This window comes from Martelella sp. NC20, from assembly GCF_013459645.1.
GTDB lineage: Bacteria > Pseudomonadota > Alphaproteobacteria > Rhizobiales > Rhizobiaceae > Martelella.
Map to the genome: position 1 here is coordinate 2,668,802 of NZ_CP054861.1, position 23,032 is coordinate 2,691,833.

Annotated in this window: 21 protein-coding genes and 1 pseudogene; 10 read left to right on the forward strand and 12 right to left on the reverse strand. The window is 64.1% G+C overall.

Annotation, left to right across the window (positions count from 1 at the left end; genetic code table 11):
- Positions 1–145: 145 nt before the first annotated feature.
- The 12 genes and pseudogenes from HQ843_RS12690 to HQ843_RS12745 form a co-directional block, all read right to left on the reverse strand.
- Positions 146–2,209, reverse strand: coding sequence for a bifunctional sugar-binding transcriptional regulator/dihydroxyacetone kinase subunit DhaK (locus HQ843_RS12690; protein WP_180897971.1), 2,064 nt, complete (start codon positions 2,207–2,209; stop codon positions 146–148).
- A complete protein-coding gene (gene dhaL / locus HQ843_RS12695) occupies positions 2,209–2,871 on the reverse strand; it encodes a dihydroxyacetone kinase subunit DhaL (protein ID WP_246710368.1) in 663 nt (220 codons plus the stop codon). Before dhaL (HQ843_RS12695) ends, HQ843_RS12690 begins: the two co-directional genes overlap by 1 nt.
- A 67-nt stretch (positions 2,872–2,938) precedes the next feature.
- Positions 2,939–4,690, reverse strand: coding sequence for a dihydroxyacetone kinase subunit DhaL (gene dhaL, locus HQ843_RS12700; RefSeq protein ID WP_210275225.1), 1,752 nt, complete (start codon positions 4,688–4,690; stop codon positions 2,939–2,941).
- A gap of 24 nt (positions 4,691–4,714) precedes the next feature.
- Entirely contained in the window at positions 4,715–5,470 is a 756-nt protein-coding gene (locus tag HQ843_RS12705) for a GolD/DthD family dehydrogenase (protein ID WP_180897969.1), read from the reverse strand.
- Between the two features lie 88 nt (positions 5,471–5,558).
- On the reverse strand, positions 5,559–6,554 hold the full coding sequence (locus HQ843_RS12710; protein WP_180897968.1) for a substrate-binding domain-containing protein: 996 nt from the start codon (positions 6,552–6,554) through the stop codon (positions 5,559–5,561).
- A gap of 82 nt (positions 6,555–6,636) precedes the next feature.
- Complete coding sequence (locus HQ843_RS12715) at positions 6,637–7,602, reverse strand: ABC transporter permease (protein ID WP_180902213.1); 966 nt, start codon at positions 7,600–7,602, stop codon at positions 6,637–6,639.
- 137 nt (positions 7,603–7,739) lie between these two features.
- The gene (locus HQ843_RS12720; RefSeq protein WP_180903500.1) at positions 7,740–9,218 is read right to left on the reverse strand and encodes a sugar ABC transporter ATP-binding protein; all 1,479 of its coding nucleotides are present in this window, start codon (positions 9,216–9,218) and stop codon (positions 7,740–7,742) included.
- Positions 9,219–9,352: 134 nt separating this feature from the next.
- Positions 9,353–9,874, reverse strand: a pseudogene (locus HQ843_RS12725) (ABC transporter ATP-binding protein); the annotation flags it as partial.
- Between the two features lie 10 nt (positions 9,875–9,884).
- Complete coding sequence (locus HQ843_RS12730) at positions 9,885–10,391, reverse strand: carbohydrate ABC transporter permease (protein ID WP_180897966.1); 507 nt, start codon at positions 10,389–10,391, stop codon at positions 9,885–9,887.
- A gap of 2 nt (positions 10,392–10,393) precedes the next feature.
- Positions 10,394–10,588, reverse strand: a complete 195-nt coding sequence (locus HQ843_RS12735; RefSeq protein WP_180897965.1) for a sugar ABC transporter permease — start codon at positions 10,586–10,588, stop codon at positions 10,394–10,396.
- 50 nt (positions 10,589–10,638) lie between these two features.
- Positions 10,639–10,959 (reverse strand): FGGY family carbohydrate kinase, encoded by a 321-nt coding sequence (locus HQ843_RS12740; protein WP_180897964.1) that lies wholly within the window; start codon positions 10,957–10,959, stop codon positions 10,639–10,641.
- A 260-nt stretch (positions 10,960–11,219) separates the two neighbouring features.
- Entirely contained in the window at positions 11,220–12,233 is a 1,014-nt protein-coding gene (locus HQ843_RS12745; protein WP_180897963.1) for a LacI family DNA-binding transcriptional regulator, read from the reverse strand.
- 193 nt (positions 12,234–12,426) lie between these two features.
- Between HQ843_RS12745 and HQ843_RS12750 the strand changes: the two genes are divergently transcribed.
- The 10 genes from HQ843_RS12750 to HQ843_RS12795 all read left to right on the forward strand — a co-directional run bounded on the left by HQ843_RS12750 (position 12,427) and on the right by HQ843_RS12795 (position 22,969).
- Positions 12,427–13,722 (forward strand): ABC transporter substrate-binding protein, encoded by a 1,296-nt coding sequence (locus tag HQ843_RS12750; protein ID WP_180897962.1) that lies wholly within the window; start codon positions 12,427–12,429, stop codon positions 13,720–13,722.
- A gap of 146 nt (positions 13,723–13,868) precedes the next feature.
- Positions 13,869–14,606, forward strand: coding sequence for an SDR family NAD(P)-dependent oxidoreductase (locus HQ843_RS12755; protein WP_246710369.1), 738 nt, complete (start codon positions 13,869–13,871; stop codon positions 14,604–14,606).
- Positions 14,607–14,615: 9 nt separating this feature from the next.
- Positions 14,616–15,485, forward strand: coding sequence for a carbohydrate ABC transporter permease (locus tag HQ843_RS12760; RefSeq protein ID WP_180897961.1), 870 nt, complete (start codon positions 14,616–14,618; stop codon positions 15,483–15,485).
- Position 15,486: 1 nt separating this feature from the next.
- Positions 15,487–16,314: a carbohydrate ABC transporter permease gene (locus HQ843_RS12765; RefSeq protein ID WP_180897960.1), complete on the forward strand. Its 828-nt coding sequence runs from the start codon at positions 15,487–15,489 to the stop codon at positions 16,312–16,314.
- On the forward strand, positions 16,311–17,324 hold the full coding sequence (locus HQ843_RS12770) for an alcohol dehydrogenase catalytic domain-containing protein (RefSeq protein WP_246710370.1): 1,014 nt from the start codon (positions 16,311–16,313) through the stop codon (positions 17,322–17,324). Before HQ843_RS12765 ends, HQ843_RS12770 begins: the two co-directional genes overlap by 4 nt.
- Entirely contained in the window at positions 17,324–18,409 is a 1,086-nt protein-coding gene (locus HQ843_RS12775; RefSeq protein WP_180897959.1) for an ABC transporter ATP-binding protein, read from the forward strand. Before HQ843_RS12770 ends, HQ843_RS12775 begins: the two co-directional genes overlap by 1 nt.
- Complete coding sequence (locus tag HQ843_RS12780; RefSeq protein WP_180897958.1) at positions 18,406–19,863, forward strand: NAD-dependent succinate-semialdehyde dehydrogenase; 1,458 nt, start codon at positions 18,406–18,408, stop codon at positions 19,861–19,863. Before HQ843_RS12775 ends, HQ843_RS12780 begins: the two co-directional genes overlap by 4 nt.
- Positions 19,860–20,786 carry a PfkB family carbohydrate kinase gene (locus HQ843_RS12785; protein ID WP_180897957.1) on the forward strand — a complete coding sequence of 309 codons (927 nt, stop codon included), beginning with the start codon at positions 19,860–19,862 and terminating at the stop codon, positions 20,784–20,786. Before HQ843_RS12780 ends, HQ843_RS12785 begins: the two co-directional genes overlap by 4 nt.
- Positions 20,783–21,820: a tagatose 1,6-diphosphate aldolase gene (locus HQ843_RS12790; RefSeq protein ID WP_180897956.1), complete on the forward strand. Its 1,038-nt coding sequence runs from the start codon at positions 20,783–20,785 to the stop codon at positions 21,818–21,820. The genes HQ843_RS12785 and HQ843_RS12790 overlap by 4 nt, the downstream gene beginning before the upstream one ends.
- A 3-nt stretch (positions 21,821–21,823) precedes the next feature.
- The gene (locus HQ843_RS12795) at positions 21,824–22,969 is read left to right on the forward strand and encodes a mandelate racemase/muconate lactonizing enzyme family protein (RefSeq protein WP_180897955.1); all 1,146 of its coding nucleotides are present in this window, start codon (positions 21,824–21,826) and stop codon (positions 22,967–22,969) included.
- Positions 22,970–23,032 lie beyond the last annotated feature (63 nt).

The following is a 23,032-nucleotide window of genomic DNA, read 5'->3' on the forward strand; positions in this document are numbered from 1 at the left end:
GCGTTTGATTAAGCGTATAATCAAACGAAAACGCGGTCAATAGCGGTTGGCTGAAATGTGGCGAGTGGTCGTGTTCGCAACCATGCCAACGGTTCAGAGACCGAGATGTCAGCTTGCCGGTATCCGTTTTTGCAGCAGAAGTGTCCTACTGCCGCGACAGCGCCACCGAGGAACAGGGGGCGTCCAGCAGGTCGGCGAGTTCGTCATCCAGATGCATGAGCGAGATCGAGACGCCGGCCATGTCGAGCGATGTGTAATAGCGTCCGACCAGCGACCAAGTGACGTTCAGCCCGTGGGCCTTGAGGCGCTTCCTGATGCGGCCGTTCAGGATATAGAGTTCCATGTCCGGCGTCGCCCCGAGCGAATTGACCAGCAGGGCGACGCGGTCGCCCTCCTTCGGCATCATTTCGTCGAGCAGGCGGTCAATCACGAGATCGGCCGCCTGATCCGCCGTGCCGATGGGGGCGCGGGCGATGCCCGGCTCGCCATGGACGCCGACGCCGATCTCCATCTCGTCAGGTCCGAGCTGGAATGTCGGTCGCCGCGTTTCAATCGAGGCGCCGGGCTCGAGCGCCAGTCCCATGGTGAATGTGCGCTGGTTGGCGCGCCGTGCCGCCGCCACGCAGCTTTCCAGCGGCAGCATCCGGTCGCAGGCAGCGCCCGCGATCTTGAAGATGAACACATTGCCGGCGACGCCGCGCCGCGTCGCCCGCATCTCCCGGGGCGAGGAGGCGATATCGTCGGTCGTGACCACGGCCTGCACATCGATGCCTTCGGCAGCGGCCATCTCGGCCGCGATCTCGAAATTCATCACGTCGCCGGAGAAATTCCCGAAGATATGCAGCACGCCGGCGCCGGTATCGACCGCGCGGGTACAGGCGAGGATCGGGTCGGGCGGGGGAGCCGCGAACACATTGCCGACGACGACCGCATCCGCCAGACCCCGACCGACATAGCCGAAAAAGCCGGGCTCATGGCCCGCGCCGCCGCCGATGACGAGGCCGACCTTGCCGGGACGGGGCGCGTGAACCGAGCGCAGGGCGCGGGCAGCGCCTGGCACCGGGGCCAGGATTTCCGGATGCGCCAGAAGCGCGCTGGCGAGCGTTTCGTCAACCGCGTCCTGCGGGCGGTTGATGAATTTCTTGGTGTGAACCCGTTCGGGGAGTTGCGGAGACCGGGCGGTTTCCATCCGCTGCGGCCGGATCTCGACGTTCTCGGATCGCAGAATGCCCCATGCCGTGTCCACGTCCGTCACCAGCACGCTGACGTAACCGCCGCGCAGGGCTGCCAGAATGGCCTGAACCTTGTCGATCCCGCCGGCGACCGCGATCCGCTGGTGGATGGCGCGCAGGGCGGCAAGCTCGATGCCGACCGTGCGCCCGTCGAGCGGGCCGGCCACGGGCTCGCCACGGGCATTGATCAGTCGGCCGGCGATGCTTCCGACGGCGGCGTGATAGTGCTCGTTGACGTTCACCTTGTCGAAGAAACCGCTGGTGTGGATCGTGCTTTCCGCCCGGAGCGACGAGATGCCCAGCAGGATGCGGTTCGCCGCCGCCAGCACGCCAAGCTGCTCGGCAATCACCGGCTCCTCGAACAGCACATCCCTGACGGCCGGCGATGACAGGATCGCGGGAGACGAAAGCGGAATGCAGCGCGCGTCCAGCGCCTCGGCCAGCCGTGTGGCGCAGGCCTCCGGCGTCCACGGGATCTTGGCGGTCGTGCCGCCGGTGGCCTGAACCACGCGCATGTCCCTGAGGCTGACCCGCTCGACGGCATTGGCGATCGCCAGCATCGTCCGGCCCCAGGTTACCGCGATGGTATCGCCGGATTGCGCATGCAGCGCCAGCACCTGCGCGCCCGCCGCCCCCAGCCGCTCCGTCAGGGTGCGCTCGCCGCCGGTCGACGGGATCACCAGGCAATCGGCGAGGCCAAAATGTTCCTTGAGGCTTTGTGCCAGCGACAATTGCCGGAATTTCTCCGGCGCGATCTCGATCGAGACGATGCCGCGCGTGCGGGCATCGGCGAGATAGGCGTTCACGGTGGGACGGGAGATGCCCATGGCAACCGCGATGTCGCCCTGCGTCATGCCCTCTTCATAGTAAAGCCATGCCGCCCACAACAGCGGGTCGCCGCCGAAGCGCAGGGGCAGGTGGGAACCGGATTGCCTCTCGGAGGCGGGCGTGGCGCGCGGACCGCTTTTTCTTGCCATCAACCGGTCTCTCGCTCGGTTGCCGCTGATACCCAATCGCGCGCGGTGTCGAGCAGCGCGGCGGCGGAAACGGCGCCGGGATCGAGATGGCCGATAGTGCGGGCGCCAAGACGGGCGGCGCGGCCCTTTGCCGCCACCATGCCGCGCGTCGCCTCGGCCCCTTCGGAGGCTGCTGAGGCGGCACGGGCCATGACCTGACAGAGCGTATCGCCCTCGGCCCTCGCATCGCGGATTGCATGGGTCGCCGGCAACCAGGCATCGAGCATGGTCTTGTCGCCGGGGGATGCCTTGCCGCGTTCCTCGATTCCTTCCGAGATGGCGAGCAGAATATCGGCAAGCCGCTCGATCGGCACCTGCTTTTCTTCCGGCATGGCAAGGCCGGCGCGCGTCAAGCCGCTGGCATAGAGCGGTCCGGTGGTGGCGCCGACGGCATTGAGAAAGGAGCGCCCGGCCTGCGTCAGCGCGACCCTGAGCGAGGGATAGTCGGAAGCATTGTGCGTGAGCGCCACCGCCGCCGCCGAGAACCCCTCGGCCATGGCCGTGCCGTGATCGGCATCGCCGATCGCCCCGTCCAGCTCCGCCAGATAATCGCGTTCATCGTTCATACGCCGCGCGAAGGCGCGAAACAGGTCGGCGAGAGCATGGCAATCGAGATACATCATGACCGCATTATGCTGTGAGGTGGCGGGCGAGCACAAGCGATTCCTGTGCCCGCCCGCGCCGCCTTCATCAATCCTGAAGGCGGCGGGAGAACCCGTTTCCAAGTTCCGTCAGGATCATGCAGCAGGAGGTTGCCCCTGCATCCAGAACGCCGCGCGAGCGCTCGCCAAGCCGGCTTGCGCGCCCGATGCGGGCGACCAGATCGACGGTGGAATCGCGACCCTTTTCCGCAGCTTCCGCCATCGCCTGAAGGGCAGGGGCGAAACCGTCGGCCTTGCTGGCATCGAAAGCCTCGACCGCCGGAACCAGCGTGTCGATCAGCGTCTTGTCGCCGACCTTGGCAGAGCCGGTGGAGCGCACGCCCGAAAGCCCGGCATTGAGCATGTTCGAAAACGCATCGGCGTCGATGGCGGTGCGGCCCTTGATCGACGAGGCCATTTCCTGGAACATCAACCCGTAGAGCGGGCCCATCGAGCCGCCGATTTCGGACATCAGAACGTCCGAAAGCACGCTCATCGCCGCGTCCAGCGTCATCTTCGAACCGGAGATCCGTTCGGCGGCGCGGCCGAAGCCCTTGGCCATGTTGATGCCGTGGTCGCCATCGCCGATCTTGCCGTCGATTTCAGAAAGCCAGGCCTTGTTCTCGACGATCACCGCCGCGATCTCCTCGACGATCGCCGCATTGCCGGCATTTTTTACTGACGGGCCGTTGATGGTTTCTGGCGCGCGGGGCGCGTTGCCCTCAGCCGTTGCTGTCTGCGCCTTGGCAGCAGTTGCGGCCTTCGGCGCGGCGGACGGCTGAATTGCCGGCGCGGCGTTGCCGGTCTGACTGAAGCCGGGGGCGACCGCTTCCATGTCGAGCAGCGCCTTCATGTCATCGTCCAGAACCATGACCGACAGCGTTGCGCCGATCATTTCCAGCGAAGTGAAATAATTGCCGACATAGGCGCGGTAGACGGTCGCGCCGCGCGCCTCGATCTCCTGCTCCATGCGGTCGTAAAGCACGTAGAGCTCGTTGACCGGGGTCGCGCCCAGGCCGGACACCAGCACCGCGACCTCGCTGCCCTTAGGCAGGTCGTGATCGTCCATGACGATCTTGACCATGTCGCCGGCAACTTCATTGGCGCTCTTCAGCGGTTCCACGCGGGTGCCGGGTTCGCCGTGGTGGCCGATCCCGACCTCCATGGTTCCGGCCTCGATCTGGAAATTCGGATGTCCGACGGCCGGCAATGTGCAAGGGCCGAGCCCGACGCCGACCGAGCGCACGGAATCAATCGCCGTCTGGGCGGCGGCCTGCACCTCGGCGAGCGTGCCGCCTTTGGCGGCGACGGCCCCGGCGATTTTCCACATGAAGATCTCGCCCGCAACGCCGCGGCGTTTCTCGCGCTCGGAAAGCGGCGCGGAGCAGACATCGTCATTGGCGACCACGGTCGCGACCTCGATGCCCTCTTTTTCGAGCATTTGGGCGGCCATTTTGACGTTCATGTTGTCGCCGGCATAGTTGCCGTAGAGCACCGCGACGCCCGCGCCGCCATCGGCGGCCCGCATCGCGTCGGCAAAGCTCTTGGCCGTCGGCGAGGAGAACAGTTCGCCGACCGCGACCGCGTCGACCATGTTGCGACCGGTATAGCCGATGAACGCCGGCTCGTGGCCGGAGCCGCCGCCGGTGACGATGCCGACCTTGCCGGAAACCGGAGCGTTTCGCGACACGATCACGCGTGGATTGGCGGGATCGAGGCGCACCAGATCGCGGTGCGCCCTGACGAAACCGGCCACGGTCTCATCGACAAGATCGTCGGGGTTGTTGATAAATCTCTGCATTGAAGCGACCTTATCGTTCATCATTCACCGCACCGTGTAGCCGCCATCGACCAGAAGATCGGCGCCGTTGATCATCGCGGCCTCATCGGAGGCGAGGAACACGGCTGCGGCTGCGATTTCCTCCGGTTCGGCAAAGCGGCCGGCTGGAATCTGCGCTTTCATCGCATCGCCCTTGGGACCTTCCCAGGCCTTGCGGCCGAGATCGGTCATCACCACGGTGGGCGAAATCGAGTTGGCGGTAATGCCGTGCTTGCCCCATTCCAGCGCCAGCGTCTTGGTGACGCCGATGACCGCGAATTTGGTGGCGCAATAGGCGACGTGGCCCTCGATGGCGACCGAGCCGGCCTGGCTTGCGAGATTGACGATCCGTCCGCCCTTGCCGGCGGCGATCATCTGGCGGCCGGCGGCCTGGCACATCAGGTAGGTGCCGGTCAGGTTGACGGCGATTGTGCGGTCCCACGCCGCTTTCGAAAGCTCTTCGGCGGGCGCGAGATCGACGATGCCTGCGGAATTGACGAGGATATCGATATCGCCGAAGGCGGCTTTGACATCGGCAACTGCCGCTTCCACGCTTTCGCTGTCGGCGACGTTGCACGAAAAGGCCTTCGCGCCGGAAAGTTCGACGGCCATGGCATTGGCGGCATCGCGGTTCATATCGAGAATGGCGACGCGCGCGCCCTTGGCGGCAAAGGCCCGGGCGATTGCCGCGCCGATGCCGGATGCCGCGCCGGTGACGACCGCGACCTTGCCGGCGAGTGAAAATTCAAGCGAAGACGCCATCGAAACGTCCTTTCTTCTGGCTGCTGTGACGGCGGTGCCGCGACGGTGGCGCCTGCGGCCATTGTAGGCCGCAGGCGCTTTTCAGGGTTTACTGACGCTGTTTCAGGAGATCGTCGACATTGTCGGCGGTCACCGGCGTCCACGGTACATTGTACTGCTTGGATTCGCCGTTGTTCCACTGCATCTCGGGGTATTTTTCCCAGATGCCCGAGGTCGGCTGATAGTCCGGGTTGACGGCCTTGATCGCCACATCGATCGCGCCGAGCGCCTGGGCCTGGCCATCCTGCAGGATCGAATGCATGTCGCCGCGCTTGACGGCTTCCAGCGCATCGGTCACGCCATCGACGCCGGCGATCGAGAAATCGCTGACGTTGAGGCCGGCGGCCTTGATCGCCTCGATCGCGCCGAGCGCCATCTCATCGTTCTGCGCGATCACGCCCTTGATGTCGTCGCCGTGAGCGGTCAGCCAGTTTTCCATCAGGGACTGGGCTTCCGCACGGCTCCAGTTGCCGGTCTGCTGTTCGACAACGGTAACGCCGTCGCCGCATTCGGCGATCGCTTTTTCATTGCCCTCGCCGCGCTGGATCTGCGCGGACTGGCCGATCGGACCTTCGATCACGACGACATCGCCGGAGCAATTGATGTCGTTGAGCGCGGCCTTGGCTTCGAGGTAGCCTGCTTCAACGTCGTCGGAGCCGACATAGGAGGTCAGGAGATCAGAGTTGACCTGGGTATTGGAGCCCACGACCGGAATGTCGGCATTGGCGGCTTCCTCGACGGCGGTCGCGCCCGCTTCGATATCGATCGGCACGAAGACGATGCCGTCATAGCCCTGCGTGACCATGGTTTCGAACTGTTCCTGCTGGACCAGCGCGTCGTAACGGCCGTCGAAGATGGTCAGGTCGACCGAACCGTCCTTGACCGAGGGATGGTTTTCGGCGGCATTGGCCCAGAGCTGCATGAATTCGGCGTTGAGGCCATAAACGGCGGCGCCGATCTTCAGCGGGTCCTGCGCGCTGGCGGTGGTGGCGGCGAATGCGGCGCCGACCAGTGCTGTGGTTGCCAGGATATTACGGATATTCATGTCGGGTTTCCTCCCTTTGGTGACATATGGATAGATCTGCCGCGCCAAACATGCGGCATGGAACAACCGGCCAGGCCGGATCTCAGGCTTCGCTCTTGCGCGAGCGGTCGAGCATGACGGCGGCGACGATCAACGCGCCCTTGATGACCTGCTGGTAGTAGGATTCGACGCCCAGCAGATCGAGGCCGTTATTCATCACGCCGATCAGGAGCGCGCCGATGACGGTGCCGCTGACCCGGCCGATGCCGCCGGAAAGACTGGTGCCGCCGATGACGACCGCCGCGATCGCGTCAAGCTCATAGGCAATGCCGGCCTGCGGCAGCGCCGAGCCCGTGCGGGCCGCGAGCACCATGCCGGCAAGCCCGGCCAGTCCGCCGGAAATGACGTAGACCATAAAGCGAATACGGTTGACGCCGAGGCCGGAGACCTTGGCTGCATGCGGGTTGCCGCCGACGGCATAGACATGGCGACCGAACCGGGTGTTGGTCAAAACGAAATGTGCGACGAGGAACACCAGCGCGAACAGGATGATCGGGACCGGAAGGCCGAACACATCGCCAGTGCCGATCCAGCGATAACCGTCGGTCAGCGCCGGGATCGGGCGGCCGCCGGAATAGATCAGCGTCAGGCCGCGCGCCGCCGACAGCATGCCGAGCGTGGCAACGAAAGCGGGCACCGAAAACCGGGCAACCGCCGTACCGGAAATCGCGCCCATGGCAATGCCGGCGGCAATGCCAATGACGATCGCGAGCGGGGCGATATAGGGCGTTCCGGGAATAAAGGCGCTGGAAGAGGTTGTGGCGAACGACGCCGAAACCACGCCGGCAAGGGCCACGACCGAACCGACAGAGAGGTCGATGCCGCGCGTGAGGATCACGAATGTCATGCCGATGGCGAGGATGCCGTTGATCGAGGTCTGCCGCAGCACATTGACGATATTGCGCGGACTCAGAAAGTTCTCGCTGACCACGGAGAGCACGACGCAGACCAGGATCAGCGCGATCAGGATGCCGTAGCGCTGCGCGATCGGGCCCAGCCTTTCGGTCAAAGTGCGTTGCTGCTCAGTCCCGGCTCCGGTCGGCGTTTTGACGGTGTCTTTCAACGTATGTTCCTCCCCGATTTACGGGTTATCGGCAGGTAAAGGGTGCGTGTTTTTCACGGCATTCCCGGCTCTGCGACACATTTTTACGCTGCAAGATGCAGCAGTTTTTCGGCGGACATGTCCGCCCGGTCCAGCGTCCCGGCAACGCGGCCATCGCGCATCACGATGGCGCGATCGGCCATGCCGAGCACTTCGTCGGTTTCGGAAGAGATCATGACGACGGTTCCGCCGGCCCTGGCGAAATCGGACATGACGCGATAGATTTCCCGCTTGGCGCCGACATCGACGCCGCGGGTCGGCTCATCCAGAAGCAGCATGTTCGGCTCGGTCAGGAACCATTTGCCGAGAACGACCTTCTGCTGGTTTCCGCCTGAAAGGCTGGAAACGCCGAGCTTCAGCGATGCCGTCTTGATATTGAGCGTTTCGACCATCCGGTCGGCGGCTTCCGTCTCGGCCCTGCCGTTCATCATCAGCGGGGTCGACAAGCGATCAAGGGTCGCAAGGCAGAGGTTCTCGCGGACATCGCCCGTCAGCACCAGACCCGAGCCCTTGCGGTCTTCGGTGACATAGGCAAGGCCCGCGGCGATCGCCTGGGCGGGGCGGGTGATCTCGCGGCGAACGCCGTTGATCTCGATCGTGCCGGCGGTCTCGTCCGACAGGCCGAACAGCCGGTCGAAAATCTCGCTGCGGCCGGAGCCCATCAGCCCGTAAAGCGCCAGAATTTCCCCGCGATGAGCGGTGAATGACACGTCGCGTACGCCATGGGCCGCGGAAAGTCCCTCGACGCGCAGGGTCGGCTCGGTTCCGGCGGTGTTGTCCTTGACGAATTCCTCGGTCAGCGGACGCCCCACGATCAGGCTGATCAGGCGGTCCTTGTCGATATCGGCGAGCGCGCCTTCCTCGACGAACCGGCCATCGCGGAATACCGTGTAGCTGTCGCAGATCGTGAAGATCTCGGAGAGGCGGTGGCTGACATAGATCACGCCCTTGCCGCGCGCCTTCAGCGTCTTGACCGCTTCGAAAAGCTGATCGGCCTCGGCCTCGCCGAGCGCCGATGTCGGCTCGTCCATGATGATGATTTCGGCGTCGTAGGAGAGCGCCTTGGCGATTTCGACGAGCTGGGTCTGGGCCACGGTCAGGTCCATCATCATGTCGGTCGCCCGGATGGTGAATTTCAGGCCGTCCAGCAGTTCCTGCGCGCGGGCGTTCATGGATTTGAAGTCGATCCGGCCGAAGGCGCCGCTCGGCTCGCGCCCGAGAAAGATGTTCTCGGCCACCGTCATCGCGGGGACCGGGCTTAACTCCTGCTCGATGATCGAGATGCCGTTGGCGAGCGCTTCGCCGGGGGAGGAGAACTGAACGGTCTCGCCATTGCGCGATATCGTGCCGCGATCACGCGGCTGGATGCCCATGACGATCTTGAGGAATGTCGACTTGCCAGCGCCATTGCCGCCGCAAAGCGCGTGGACCGATCCCGGCATCAGCCGGAATGCACCGTCTATCAGCGCGGGAACCCCGGAAAACGACTTTCCGAGACCATGCACCTCAAGCAAAGCCTGCACGACAATTCCTCCCATTCCCAGTCAATCGAACTAATGTAAAATTATGTTCGACAATTGTCTTTTAACGGCAATGTTTGCCGTATGTCAAACGCGTTCCGACATTTTTAAAGCAGATGTGTACGCAAGCGAGGCCGCAGCCGCTGGCGCGCCCTGAGTTCCGCGTCGAGATTGGAGAGCGGCTCGTCGAACAGGAAGATCTTCGGGTTGCGCACGATGGCGCGGCCGATGGCCACGCGCTGGCGCTGGTCGCCGGAAAGCGCCTTCGGCTTGGGCTCCAGATAGGGACCGAGATGCAGGATGTCTGCCGCCTTGCGCACCTCGGCCTTGCGGTCTTCCTTGCACATGCCGGCCATTTCCAGCGGAAAGCCGATATTTTCCTCCACCGTCATGTGCGGGTAGAGCGCATAGGACTGGAACACCATGGCGATGCCGCGCTTGGCGGGATCGGTGTTGGTGACGTCCCGGCCTTCGATCGAGATCGAGCCCGCCGTCACATCCTCGAGGCCGGCGATCATGCGCAGCAACGTCGATTTTCCGCAGCCCGACGGGCCGACGAACACGACGAAGGCGCCGCTTTCGACATCTAGATTGACATCGTGGATGACTTGCATGCCGGAAAACGACTTGCGGATATTGCGGAGCGAGAGTTCTGCCATCGAAGCAATTCTATTTGACCGCGCCTTCGGTCAGACCGCTGACGAACCAGCGCCCGATGAAGGCAAAGAAAATGACCACCGGCGCGACCGCCAGCACGACGCCGGCCAGAAGCAGACCCCAGTCGATCTGGTACTGGCCGATAATGCCGGCAAAGCCGACCGGAACGGTGCGCTTGGCGTCGGAGATGATCAGAACCGAGGCGAACACATATTCGGTCCATGAGGTGATGAAGGCGAAGATGGCCACACTTGCCATGCCGGGGGCGATCAGCGGCAGCATGACCCGGCGCAGGATCAGGCTGTTGCCGACATAGGTGGTGTAGGCGGAATTGGCGAGCAGCTTGACATAATGCTGCAGCGTGAAGGAATGCGGAAAGAAGGTGGGCTTTCGCGCAATGATCTCCTGCGGCAGCTTGAACGAGCCCGAAGCCACCCAGTAGAACGGCAGCGCCACCAGTATGACCAGCGCCAGAAGGGTAAGGGCAAGCAGGATGTTGACGGCAAGAGAGCGCTTCATGGTCAGTTCTCCTCCCGGTCGAGCGCCCGCGCGGTGACGAGCGCGAAGGCGAGCAGAAGAACGGTCGCGATCACCGAAACGGTTGCCGCCTCGCTCAGCCGATAGCCCTTGAAGGCGGTCTCGTAGATCAGCACCGGCATGGTGCGGGTTCCGTTCGCGGGGCCGCCTGCCGTTAGCAGCCAGATGATGTCGAACACGTTGAACGACAGCAGCGTTCCGATCGCGGCCTCCTGACCTCGGGATAAACTCAGGTTGAGGGCGCTCTATTTCCCCCTCCGCCGTCATCCCGGCTCAAGGCCGGCATGACGGCATTGGATGAGAAGGCTTTTGTCGAACGCCCGCAGCCGCCGAAATCGTCCGGGGCGATGCCGCTTGCCCGGACGGCCTCGGCGATCACCTTTTTCGTCGCCTGCCATGAGTGCGCCGGGTCGAGTTCGCTGAAGCCGGGCTTCGGCCGGTCGATCGGCGTCCGCTCGGCGGCCTCGCTCAACTGCCGCCCGGCGCGGTCGAAGACAGCGCATTTGAGAATGGATGAACCGGCATCGATGCCGATGAAATAGTCTTTCATGGGAAAGGTCCTGCTCTTGCCGCGGCCCGCGGCCTACGCAGGCATGATATCGCGGAACGCAAACCGGTTGTCGAGCTTCGAGGAACGGGCGTTGTCGGGTCACGCGTCTCACGCTGGTTCGCGTGGCCGGCAAGCAGACATCCGTGTTTTAGAGCGTCGGGCGAAAAAGTGGTTACCGGTTTTTCGTTAACCCGACGCGTCAAAATAAAGAATCTAGAGCATCGGGCGATGCCAACTCATCGCCCGATGCTCTAGCGCGCCTACCTGGATGGCGGCGCGGTTGACTCGCGCACCACCAGGGAGAAGTCGACCTTCTGGTGCATGACCGCCGGTTCGTCGTTCAGCGCGTTCACCAGATAGCGGCCGGCGCGCACCCAGATCTCGTTGGTCGGGATGTGGATCGTCGTCAGGCTCGGTTGCAGATGCCGGCTCCATTCGAGATCGTCAAAGCCCGCCACCGAAAGCTCTTCGGGAACCGAGACCCCCATGCGGATCGCCGAAAGCATCACGCCATAGGCGATCACGTCATTGCCGCAGATCACCGCTGTCGGGCGCTCGTCGCCCATCAGCAGCGCGCGCGAGGCGTCGCGGGCATCGTCAAGCGCGTAGTTGACCTGAAGCACCCAGTTGTCGGGCGGCGCGCAGCCATTGGCTTCCAGAACCTCGAGAATGCCCCTGAGGCGGGCCGCGGCGCGGTCGTTGTTGCGCTGTTGCGCCGCGACGATCGCGATCCGCCTGTGGCCGAGCCCGGTGATGTAGCGCGCCAGCGTGCGGCCCGCCTCGGCATTGTCGACGCCGACCGAAGGATAGGGTTTTTCCGGCTCGTAGACCCCGACATTGACGAAGGGAATGCGGTGGGCGTCAAGCATGCGCCGGAGCACCGCATGCCGCCGGTCGCCGCGCAGGATCAGCCCGTCAATGCCGCGTTCGGCGAGGTTGCGCGCCTGCTCGAGTTCGACGTCGAGGTCATATTCATTGGTGGCCAGAAGCAGGAGGTAGTTCTGGGTTGCGAGATAGCTCTGAAGCGCCTGAAGCCCCTGCGCGAACATCGCATTGTCGACGGTCGGCACGATCGCGCCGATCGTTCGCGTGCGCCGCGAAGAAAGCGCCCGGGCGGAGGCGTCAGGAATGTAACCGATTTCTTCTATAACCTTGCGAATCTTGTCGCGCAGGGCGGCGCTGACGGTATCCGGGTTGTTGAGCGCGCGCGAAACCGTGGCCGTTGACACGCCGGCATGCCGGGCGACATCGCGAATTCCGATCGACTTCCCCATCAAAGAACGCCGCCATTCTCTAGGTATTTAACTGTCATTATCCGTTTCTAGCCGGTTTCGGCGCGCTTGCAAGGTAAACTTCCGTCTTGGTTTTTTGGCAATCGCCGTCGTCTTCCGTGTTGACACATTCATCGAGTATGATATGTAACCGGTTACAAGTTTCCGAGGAGAGGAGCTTGAAGAGGAGGATGAAATGATTTCAGGAAAAGCATCTCTACTGAGCGCGACCTCGCTGATCGTGGCCGTGATGGCCACCGGCGCGATCGCCGCCGACTTCGACTGGAAGGCGCATGAGGGCGAGAAGGTCACCTTTCTGGTCAACAGCAATCCGATCGGCAATCTTCTGGTCGAACACAAGGCCGAATTCGAGGAACTGACCGGCATCGAGCTGGTCGTCGACGGCTATCAGGAACAGCAGATGCGCCAGCGTCTGATGACGGTGATGAACGCCCGCAGCGACGAGGTCGACGTGTTCATGACGCTGCCTTCGCGCGAGGGCATGCAGTTCGCCGCTGCCGGCTGGTACAAGGACCTGAGCGACTACACCCGGGACGACGTCTCTCCGGATTACGATTTCAGCGGTTTCGGAAAGGCGCTCATCGACGCGGCAACCTTTGACGGCAAGTTCACCGGCGTTCCGCTGAACCTCGAAGGTCCGCTGCTTTACTATCGCACCGACGTCTTCGAAAAATGCGATATCGCCGAACCGGATTCGATCCAGGCGATGGCCGATGCCGCGGCCAAGCTCAAGGACTGCGCGGATCTGACGCCCTATGCCACGCGCGGCCTTGCCCCGGCGCTGCCCTACACCTTTTCCGGCTTCATGCGGAACATGGGCGGCCAGTATATGGTCGACGGCAAATCGGCGCTGTGCTCGGATGACAGCAAGAAGGCGATCCAGCTCTATGCCGACCTGCTGAAGAACTACGGCCCGCCCGGCGCGGTCAACTACTCGTTCCAGCAGCTGACCGCGCTTTATGGCGGCGGCCGTTCGGCGATGTCGTATGAGAGTTCCAACGAGTTCGGCACGATCATGGAAAGCGGCGAGCGCGAGAAGGACACCGCCATCATTCCGCTGCCTGCGGGTCCCGGCGGCTCGCATCCGACGGTCATCGGCTGGGCGCTGGCGATCTCGGGCTACTCCGACAATGCCGATGCCGCATGGTATTTCCTGCAATGGGCATCGAGCCCGGAAATGCAGGCCAAGCTGGCGCTGAAGGGCATCGCCCCGCCGCGCCCGGCTGTCGCAGACTCGGCAGATTACAAGGCCTGGCTCAGCGAAAGCCCGGTTCGCCAGCAGTGGCAGGCAGCGCTTTCGACGCTCGCCTCCACCGGTTCATCGCAGATCGGATACCCGATCATCGGCAACCCGGAATCGCGCCAGTATATCGGCCAGGCCGTGGGTGATGTCCTGCTCGGCTCGAAGACGGTCGATGAGGCCTGCGCCGCGGCGGATGCCTCGCTGAACGATCTGATCGCGCGCGACTGATCCGCAAGTCTGGCGCAAGTCCCGGAGAGGCGGCAGCCGCTTCCGCTTCGGAACTGCGCAACACAAAAGGCACGACAAGTGCCTGCGGTCGCCCTCCTCCCGGGCGGCCGCCAAAATCCCCGCATCCGCAACAGGAAGGCATCATCGTGTCATCCCGCTCTTTCAAATTGCCAAAGCCTTTCCGTGCGGTCGTCATTGGCGGTACCGGCGGGATTGGCGGCGCCATTTCCGAGGCCTTTCTCGAGCTCGGGGCCGAGCTTGTCGCAACCGGCGCATCCGAGGCGGAAATCGGCGCTTCGGCGCTTTCCGGCCGCAACGGCGTCACGCTTGCCGTGCTGGATGTGACCGACGACGCAGCCGTGAAGGCTTTTGCCGCGCAGTATGATCGCGTCGATGCCCTGATCAATTGCGCCGGCATTCTGCGGCGCGACGAGGAATTCGATATCGAAGTGTTTCAGAAGGTGATCGACGTCAACCTCACCGGAGCGATGCGGTGCTGCACGGCGTTTCGGTCAGCCCTTGGCGCGGCCGGAGGCTCGATCGTCAATATCGCTTCCATGAATGCTTTCGCGGCCCTGCCGCGCCTTCCGGCCTATTGCGCTTCCAAGGGCGGGCTGGTGATGCTGACGCGGGCGCTCGCCCATGCCTGGGCCGGGGACGGCATCCGCGTCAACGCCGTGGCTCCGGGTTATATTGAAACCGCGATCAACGCCGAGGGGCGCAGGGACAGCGAACATTACAACCGCATCGCCGCCCGCACCGCCTTGAAGCGCTGGGGAAAGCCGGATGACGTTGCCGGAACGGTCGTCTATCTGTGCATGCCGGCGGCGGGTTATGTCACTGGTAGCGTCGCCATGGTCGATGGCGGCTTTCTGGCCGGGTGAGGGGAACCGATGAGCAGGACTGAAGAACATCGAGGACAACTGGCGGCGATGTCGCTGCCGGCACTCCTATTCACCATCGGCATGATCGCCTTTCCGGTGGTCTATACGGTCTGGCTGAGCTTCCAGAGCTTTTCGTCCACGGGGCAGGTGCGCGGCTACGGCGCCGTCAATTACGTCCGCATGGTGGGTGACGACCAGTTCTGGAATGGCATCTGGGTCACCTTCTATCTCTATTTTCTGTCGCTTGCCCTGCAGCTCTTGCTCGGCACGGGGCTGGCGCTGCTTCTGTTCCGCGCCAAGCGGCTTCCCGGCATCATCCGCTCGCTGTTCATCTCGCCCTTCATGATCCCGCCCGTGGTGGCCGGCATGATGTGGCTGGTGATCCTCGATCCCTCGCTCGGCGCTGCCAACTATATCCTGACATCGCTCGGCCTGCCGCCTTCGGCCTGGCTTGCCTCGCCCATGTTCGTGGTGCCGACGCTGGCGATGATCGATACCTGGCAGTGGACGCCCTATGTCGCGCTGATCGTGCTCGGCGGGCTGCAATCGCTGCCGCCCTCGGTCTACGAGGCCGCCGAGATCGACGGCGCGCCGCGCGGAAAGGTGTTCTGGCGGATCACGCTGCCGCTGCTGCTGCCGACGCTGGTGACCGCCATGGTGCTGCGCTCGGTCGACCTGCTGCGCTTCTTCGACCTGATCTACATCACCACCCAGGGCGGCCCCTCCGACCGGTCGATGACGCTCAACATCTACGGTTTCCGCGCCGGTTTCGAGTTCTTCCAGCTTGGTTATGCCAGCGCGCTGATGATCACGCTCTCGGCGGTCGTCTTCGGGGCGGTGATTGTCCTCAACCGGCTGCGCGCCGCGGTGGAGTGGTAAGATGAGTAACAGACCTTCCGATTCTCGCTGGCTCGACGGCGTCAATATCGTGCTTCTGGTGCTTGCCGGCATGATCGTCATGACGCCGACGGCGTGGATGATCCTGTCCTCCTTCAAGCACTCTTACGAGGTCACGGCCTATCCGCCGACGCTGTTCTTCGAGCCGACGCTCGAAAACTACAAGACCCTCAACAGCACGGTGCCGTTCGTGCGCTACACCATCAATTCGCTGGTGGTGACGATCGGCTCGACCACGCTCGGCCTGCTGCTCGGCGCGCCGGCGGCCTTTGTCGCCTCGTGGACGCGGATCACCTGGCCGGCGGTGGTCACGCTGATGGCGCGCATGGCGCCGGGAACGCTGTTCCTGCTGCCCTGGTATGTGATGTTCCGCCAGGTCGACATGATCGGCAGCTATTGGGCGCTGATCCTGACCCATGCCGTGATCACCATGCCGGTGGTGATCTGGGTGCTGCTGCCCTATTTCGACGGCATTCCGCGCTCGGTATTCGAGGCCGCCCAGGTCGATGGCTGCTCGCCGGCGCGCATCTTCCGGCGCATCGCCCTGCCGCTGGTGTCCTCCGGGCTTGCGGTGTCGGCGATCCTCGCCTTCATCTTCTCCTGGAATTTCTTCCTGTTCGCGCTGGTGCTCAGCAATTCCAGGACCAAGACGCTGATTGCCGCCTCCTTCAATTTCATAGGCGAGGGCTCGACCAATTGGGGCGGGCTGATGGCTGCGGCGACGATTATCGCGCTGCCGCCGCTGATCCTCGCGGCTGTCGTCCAGCGCTGGCTGATTTCGGGCCTGACGCTTGGTGCGGTGAAAGGATGACCATGACCATTTCCAACGAAGCTCCCGCCATGCGCGCCGCCGATTTTCAGGGCGGCGACCGGATCGCGATCGCCACCGTCCCACGTCCTGTTCCGGCTGACGGCGAGGCGCTGGTGAAGATCGCCCGCACGGCGCTGTGCGGTTCCGATTTCAAGCTGTGGCACAATGGCGCGCAGCATATCGCCGGCCACGAGATCGCCGGCTATGTGGACCAGCCCGGCCACCCGCTTCACGGGCGGCTCTGCGCCGTCTACATTCCGCTTCATTGCGGGCAGTGCGCGCCCTGCCTCGCCGGCCATACCCAAAGCTGCGTGACCGTTTCCTCGCTGATCGGCTGGAACCGCGATGGCGGCTATGCCGAATATGTCACTGTCCCCGACAACTGCCTGCTGCCGGTGCCCGATGATATCGACGCCGATCTCGCGCCGCTGCTGCTCGACACGATCGGTACGTCCGCCCATGCGTTGCGGGATGCCGCCCGCCATCTCGCCGCCGAACATCCGAAAGTGCTGGTGACCGGCGCAGGCCCCGTCGGGCTTGGCGTGGTGCTCGCCGCCCAGGCGCTCGGCTACACCAATGTGCATGTCTCCGAGCCCAATCCGGAACGAGCAAGGCTTGCGGAGGAATTCGGCGCCATCCTCGTTCCGGTCGGGAGCAAAGACCATCGTTTCGATCTGATCGTTGAATGCTCGGGCAACCATGCGGCGCGCAATCTCGCTATCGAACTGGTCCTGCCCAAGGGCGTGATCGTGCTTGTCGGCGAGAACGCCGCACCGTGGACGATCACCGAGGACAAGGTGTTTCGCCGCAAGGATTTCGTGATGCTGCGCACCTTCTATTTCCCCAAGGGCGATTTCGACGCCAATGTCGAGCTGCTGCGCGCCAACCGGGAAAAATACGCCGGCTTCGTCGATGACGCCTTTCCGCTCGATGCGCTGCCGGAAAAATTCGCGCATTTCGCTGAAGGCCGCTCGATCAAACCTGTCCTGTCATTCGGGGAGCAAAGCTGATGGCTTCGATCTCGGTCCGCAATCTCGTCAAGAGCTATGGTCAGCACGAGGTGATCTCCGGCCTCAACCTGGAAATTGCCGACGAGGAATTCATCGTGCTCGTCGGCCCGTCTGGCTGCGGCAAGTCGACCCTGCTGCGCATCATGGCGGGGCTGGAATCGATCAATGGCGGCGAGTTGAGGATCGGCGACAAGCTGGTCAACAACACGCCGGCGGCCAAGCGCGACATCGCCATGGTGTTTCAGGATTACGCGCTCTATCCGCATATGACCGTGCGCCAGAATATGACCTTTGCGCTCGAGATGCGCGGCATGTCGGCGGCCGAAATCGAGCCGCTGGTGGCCGAGGCCGCCGAGCTTCTGGACATCACGCCCTATCTCGATCGCCGCCCCAAGGCGCTGTCTGGCGGCCAGCGCCAGCGCGTGGCGATGGGCCGCGCGATCGTGCGCCATCCGCAGGTGTTCCTGTTCGACGAACCGCTGTCGAACCTCGATGCCAAGCTCAGGGCGCAGGTGCGGGCCGAGATCAAGGAGCTGCAGAAAAAGCTGAAGACGACGATGGTGTTCGTGACCCACGACCAGGTCGAGGCCATGACCATGGCCGACCGGATCGTGGTGCTGAAATTCGGCGAGATCCAGCAGGTCGGAACGCCGGAGGATGTTTACGAAAATCCCGTCAACACCTTCGTCGCAAGCTTCATCGGCTCGCCGTCGATGAATTTCCTGCCGGCAAAGGTCGACGGCGGCAGCATCGTGCTTGCCGACGGCAGCGTGCTGTCGGCGACCTCGGTGGCCGGCGCTGCGGATGTGGCGGGTAATGTGACCCTCGGCGTGCGTCCCGAACACCTTGCCCCGGCTTGCGAGGATGAAGGCCTCAAGGCGCTGATCCATCTGGTCGAGCCGCTCGGCTCCGACACGCTGATCCATGTCACGCTCGCAGGTCAGGATGTCATCGCCCGCGTCTCCCCCGATATCAAACCGAAGGCCGGTGAGACGCTTTATTTGTCGCCGGTTGCCGGAAAGGCCCATCTGTTCGATCCCGAAACCGGCATGGCGCTCGGAAAAACCAGAAAGCTCGAAGCATGACGATTTCCCTCAAAGACCCGACCCTTCTGACCGCCGATGCCTATGTCGACGGCGAATGGATAGCAGCGACCGATGCCGCCGGCATCGATGTCACCAATCCCGCCGATGGCAGCCTTGTCGGCCGCGTACCGTCGCTCGATGCCGATGTGATCGAACGCGCGATTGCGGCGGCCGCCAGGGCCAGGGCCGATTGGGCGGCATTGCCGGCCAAGGCCCGCAGCGTGAAGCTGCGCAAATGGTTTGATCTGATCGTCGAGAATGCCGACGATCTGGCCGCGATCCTGACAGCTGAGCAGGGCAAGCCGCTGGTCGAAGCCAAGGGCGAGATCCTTGCCAATGCCGCCTATCTCGAATGGTTCGCCGAGGAAGCCAAGCGGATCTATGGCGACGTCATTCCCTCGCCGTCGCCCGATCGCCGGGTGATCGTCGTCAAGCAGCCGATCGGGGTTTGCGCGGCGATCACGCCGTGGAATTTCCCCAATGGCATGATCACGCGCAAGGCCGGTCCGGCGCTGGCCACCGGTTGCCCGATCATCGTCAAGCCGGCCTCGCAGACGCCGCTTTCGGCGCTTTCGCTCGCGGTTCTGGCCGAGCGCGCGGGCATACCGGCGGGCATCTTCCAGGTGGTCACCGGCAAGGCCAGCATGATCGGTGAAATCTTCTGCAAATCCGAAACCATTGCCAAGATCAGCTTCACCGGCTCGACCGAGGTCGGCCGCTGGCTGATCCGCGAAAGCGCGCATGACATCAAGCGGCTGTCGCTGGAGCTTGGCGGCAATGCGCCGTTCATCGTGTTCGAGGACGCCGATCTCGATGCCGCGGTCGAAGGCGCGATGATCGCCAAATTCCGCAATTCCGGCCAGACCTGTGTCTGCGCCAACCGCATTTACGTGCATGAAAGCATCGTCGATGAATTCGCCCGCAGGCTGGCGAAGGCGACCGATGCGCTGGTGGTCGGCAACGGCGCTCACCCCGGCGTCGAACAGGGGCCGCTGATCGACGAGGCGGCCGTCGCCAAGGTCGAGGAGCATCTGGCGGATGCGCTGGCGCTCGGCGCGACGCTCATCACCGGCGGCGGGCGGCATGAGCTCGGCCGCACATGGTTCAGGCCGACGGTGATTTCCGGCGTCAGCCCGAAGGCGAAGGTGTCGCGCGAGGAAACCTTCGCCCCGCTCGCCCCGGTCATTCCCTTCGCCGACGAGGCGGAAGCGATCCGGCTGGCCAATGACAGCGAATTCGGCCTTGCCGCCTATTTCTACAGTCGCGATCTCGCCCGCGTCTTCCGGGTCGGAGAGGCGCTGGAGGCCGGCATGGTCGGCATCAATACCGGGCTGATCGCCAACGAGGCGGCCCCCTTCGGCGGCGTCAAGCAATCCGGCCTTGGCCGCGAAGGCTCGAAATACGGGATCGAGGAGTATGTGGAGATCAAATATCTCTGCATAGCCGGCCTGTGACTGCGCTTCCCGAGGGCTGGACGCGGCGCGATCCGACGGTGATCTGCCTCGGGCTGACGGCCTATGATCATATCTGGAACGTCGAGTCCATCCCCGAGGGCGCTGGCAAGTGGCGCGCCACCGATTTCGTCTCCACGGGCGGCGGCATGGCCGCAACGGCGGCCGTCGCGGTGGCCAAGCTCGGCGGCCGGGCCCGGTTCTGGGGCCGCGCCGGCGACGATGCGGCGGGCCATGCCATGCGCGACGAACTTTCGGCGGCGGGTGTCGATGTCGGCGGGCTGAAGCTTTTTGAGGGCGCGCAATCCTCCGTCTCCGGCGTCATCGTAGATGCGGCGGGCGAGCGGCTGATCGTCAATTTCCGGGGCGGCGGCCTGCCGGTTGCGCCCGACTGGCTACCGCTTGGCGATATCGCAAATGCGGGCGCGGTACTGGCTGATCCGCGCTGGCCGGAGGCTGTTGAGGCGGTGTTTGCCGCAGCCCGCAAGCTCGGCGTGCCGACGGTGCTCGACGCCGATGTGGCAGAAGCCAGCGTTTTCGAGAGGCTGTTGCCGCTCACCGATCACGTGATCTTTTCCGAGCAGGCGCTCGCCGCCTTCGCGGGTGCGGATCGACCGCTTGAAAAGGCGGCGTCATACGGCTCAGCCATTACAGCGGTCACCAGGGGCGGTGAGGGGATCGACTGGCTGGAAGATGGCAAGCCGCATCACTATCCGGCCTTTCCCGTCGCCGTGGTCGATACCACGGGCGCGGGCGATGTCTTCCACGGCGCCTGGGCCATGGCGGTTGCCGCCGGCGCCGATGCCACTGCGGCCGCGGGTTTTGCTTCCGCCGCCGCCGGACTGAAATGCACCCGCCCGACGGGTCGGCGCGGAATTCCCGATTTCAACGAGACTGTCAGATTATGGAGAGAGAGAAGAACATGACGAGCATCGGAAAGCAGAGAGGGCTGCAGCGCCTTGCCGACGAAAACGGCCACTTCACGATGGTCGCGCTGGATCAGCGCCCGCCGCTGGCGCAATCGATCGCCAAGGCACGCGGGATCGAGGTCGAGGCCGTCGCCTATGCCGACATGGTGGCCGCCAAGCGCCTGCTGGTGCGGGCGCTGTCGGGGGAGGCCTCGTCGATGCTGTTCGACCCGAACTATGCCGTTCCGGCCGCAATCGACGCGCTGCCGGCCCATACCGGGCTGATCGTCACGCTGGAGGAACATCGTTTCCAGGAAACCCCCGGCGGCCGCAAGTCGCGCTCGATCGACAACTGGACGGTGGAGAAGATCCGCCGCATGGGCGGCGATGCGGTCAAGGTGCTGGCCTGGTATCGTCCCGACGCTTCGCCGGAGGTGCTCGCCCATCAGCAGGACTATGTCCGCACTGTCGGCGCCGAATGCGCGCGCCACGATATTCCCTATGTGCTGGAATTGCTCGTCTATCCCTTCCCCGACAGCGCCAAACATACAACCGCCTATGTCGAAAGCGCCGACAAGAGCGCCGATCTGGTGATCGACAGCGTCCGCGAATTCGCCAAGCCTGAATACGGCGTCGACCTGTTCAAGCTGGAAACGCCGCTGCCGGCCGCAAGCCTGCCGCCGCTGGATGGCAGCGCCGCCTCGAAAGAGGCCGCCGCTGCGTTCGAAACCCTCGGCAGCATCTGTGCCGATGCCGGCATTCCGTGGGTGCTGCTTTCGGGCGGGGCCGCGCCGGAAATGTTCGAACGTGTTCTGTCCTATTCCTATGCCGCCGGCGCGCAGGGCTTTCTGGCGGGGCGCACGATCTGGCTCGAGGCGATCCAGCAGCATTTCCCGGACGAGGCAGGGGTGCTGAAGGCGCTGGAGGGCAATGGGCTCGACATCCTGCATCGCTTGGGCGACCTCACCCGAAAAGAGGCGCTGCCGTTCAAGCCGCGCTACCGCTTCGACGATATCGGGCGGGAGGGCGCGTTTACCTGCGCTTACGCTTAAGCCATGAGGGCCTTTCGCGTCGCCCGTATCGAAGCCTTTGCCTGCCGGGCGCCGATCGCCCGGCCGGTGGCGACGTCGTTCGGCGTCATGCATAACCGGCCGGCCGTCTTCGTCCGTATCGAGGACGCGGACGGCGCCTTCGGTTTCGGCGAGGCGTTTGCCAACTGGCCCGCCGCCGGCGCCGAGCATCGCGTCAACCTGCTGATCGACGATATCGCCGATCTGGTGCTGGCGCGCGACTGGGAAAGCCCGGAAGCGATGTTCTACGAGCTTACCCGCGCGACCCGGATCCGCGCCCTGCAATGCGGCGAGCCCGGACCTTTCGCACAGGTGGTGGCCGCTCTCGATATCGCCGCCTGGGACCTTGTGGCGCGGCGCGAGGGGCTGCCGGTGGCGCGCGCTCTCTCGTCGCAGGCAGAGCTTGCCGTTCCCGCCTATGCCAGCGGCATCCATATCGATGCCGCCGCCGATGTGGTCGCGGCCGCGAGAAAAACAGGGTTTTCGGCCTTCAAGGTCAAGGTCGGCTTTGATGACGCGGCCGATCCCGCAAAATTGGTTCGCCTCGCAGAGACGCTGCGCGCCGATGATACGCTGTTTGCCGATGCCAATCAGGCCTGGGATGTCGAAGCCGCCGAGCGGTTTCTGGACGCGGTTTCGGAGGCGGACCTTGGCTGGATCGAGGAACCGATCCCGGCCTACGCGGCGGCAGATGACTGGAAGAGACTTGCCCGCAGGCCCGTTCCGCTTGCCGCCGGCGAGAATATCGCCGGTTTCGATGCGTTCGACGCTGCGCTCGACCACGGGGCGCTGACCTTCTACCAGCCCGATGTCGCCAAATGGGGCGGCCTGACGGGCTGTCTGGCGGTCGCCCGCAAGGCGCTTGAAAGAGGACGGGTCTATTGCCCGCATTTTCTCGGCGGCGGTATCGGGCTTGCAGCCTCCGCCAGCGTTCTCGCCGCAGCCGGCGGTCCGGGTCTGCTGGAGGTCGATGTCAATCCGAACCCGCTGCGCGATGCTTTCGGGGCTATCGGAGACAGGATCGAACATGGTCTGTGGCGCATTGATGAAATACCGGGTCTCGGGATCACGTCACTGCCCGGCGAGATAGGCGCCTGCATCACCCATCGCCGCGAAGTCAGGCGCGGATAGTCGACCGCTCGGCTTTCGCCGCTGCCGTTGGTCGGACCGGGCGGATGCCCGCGATCGGAGCGG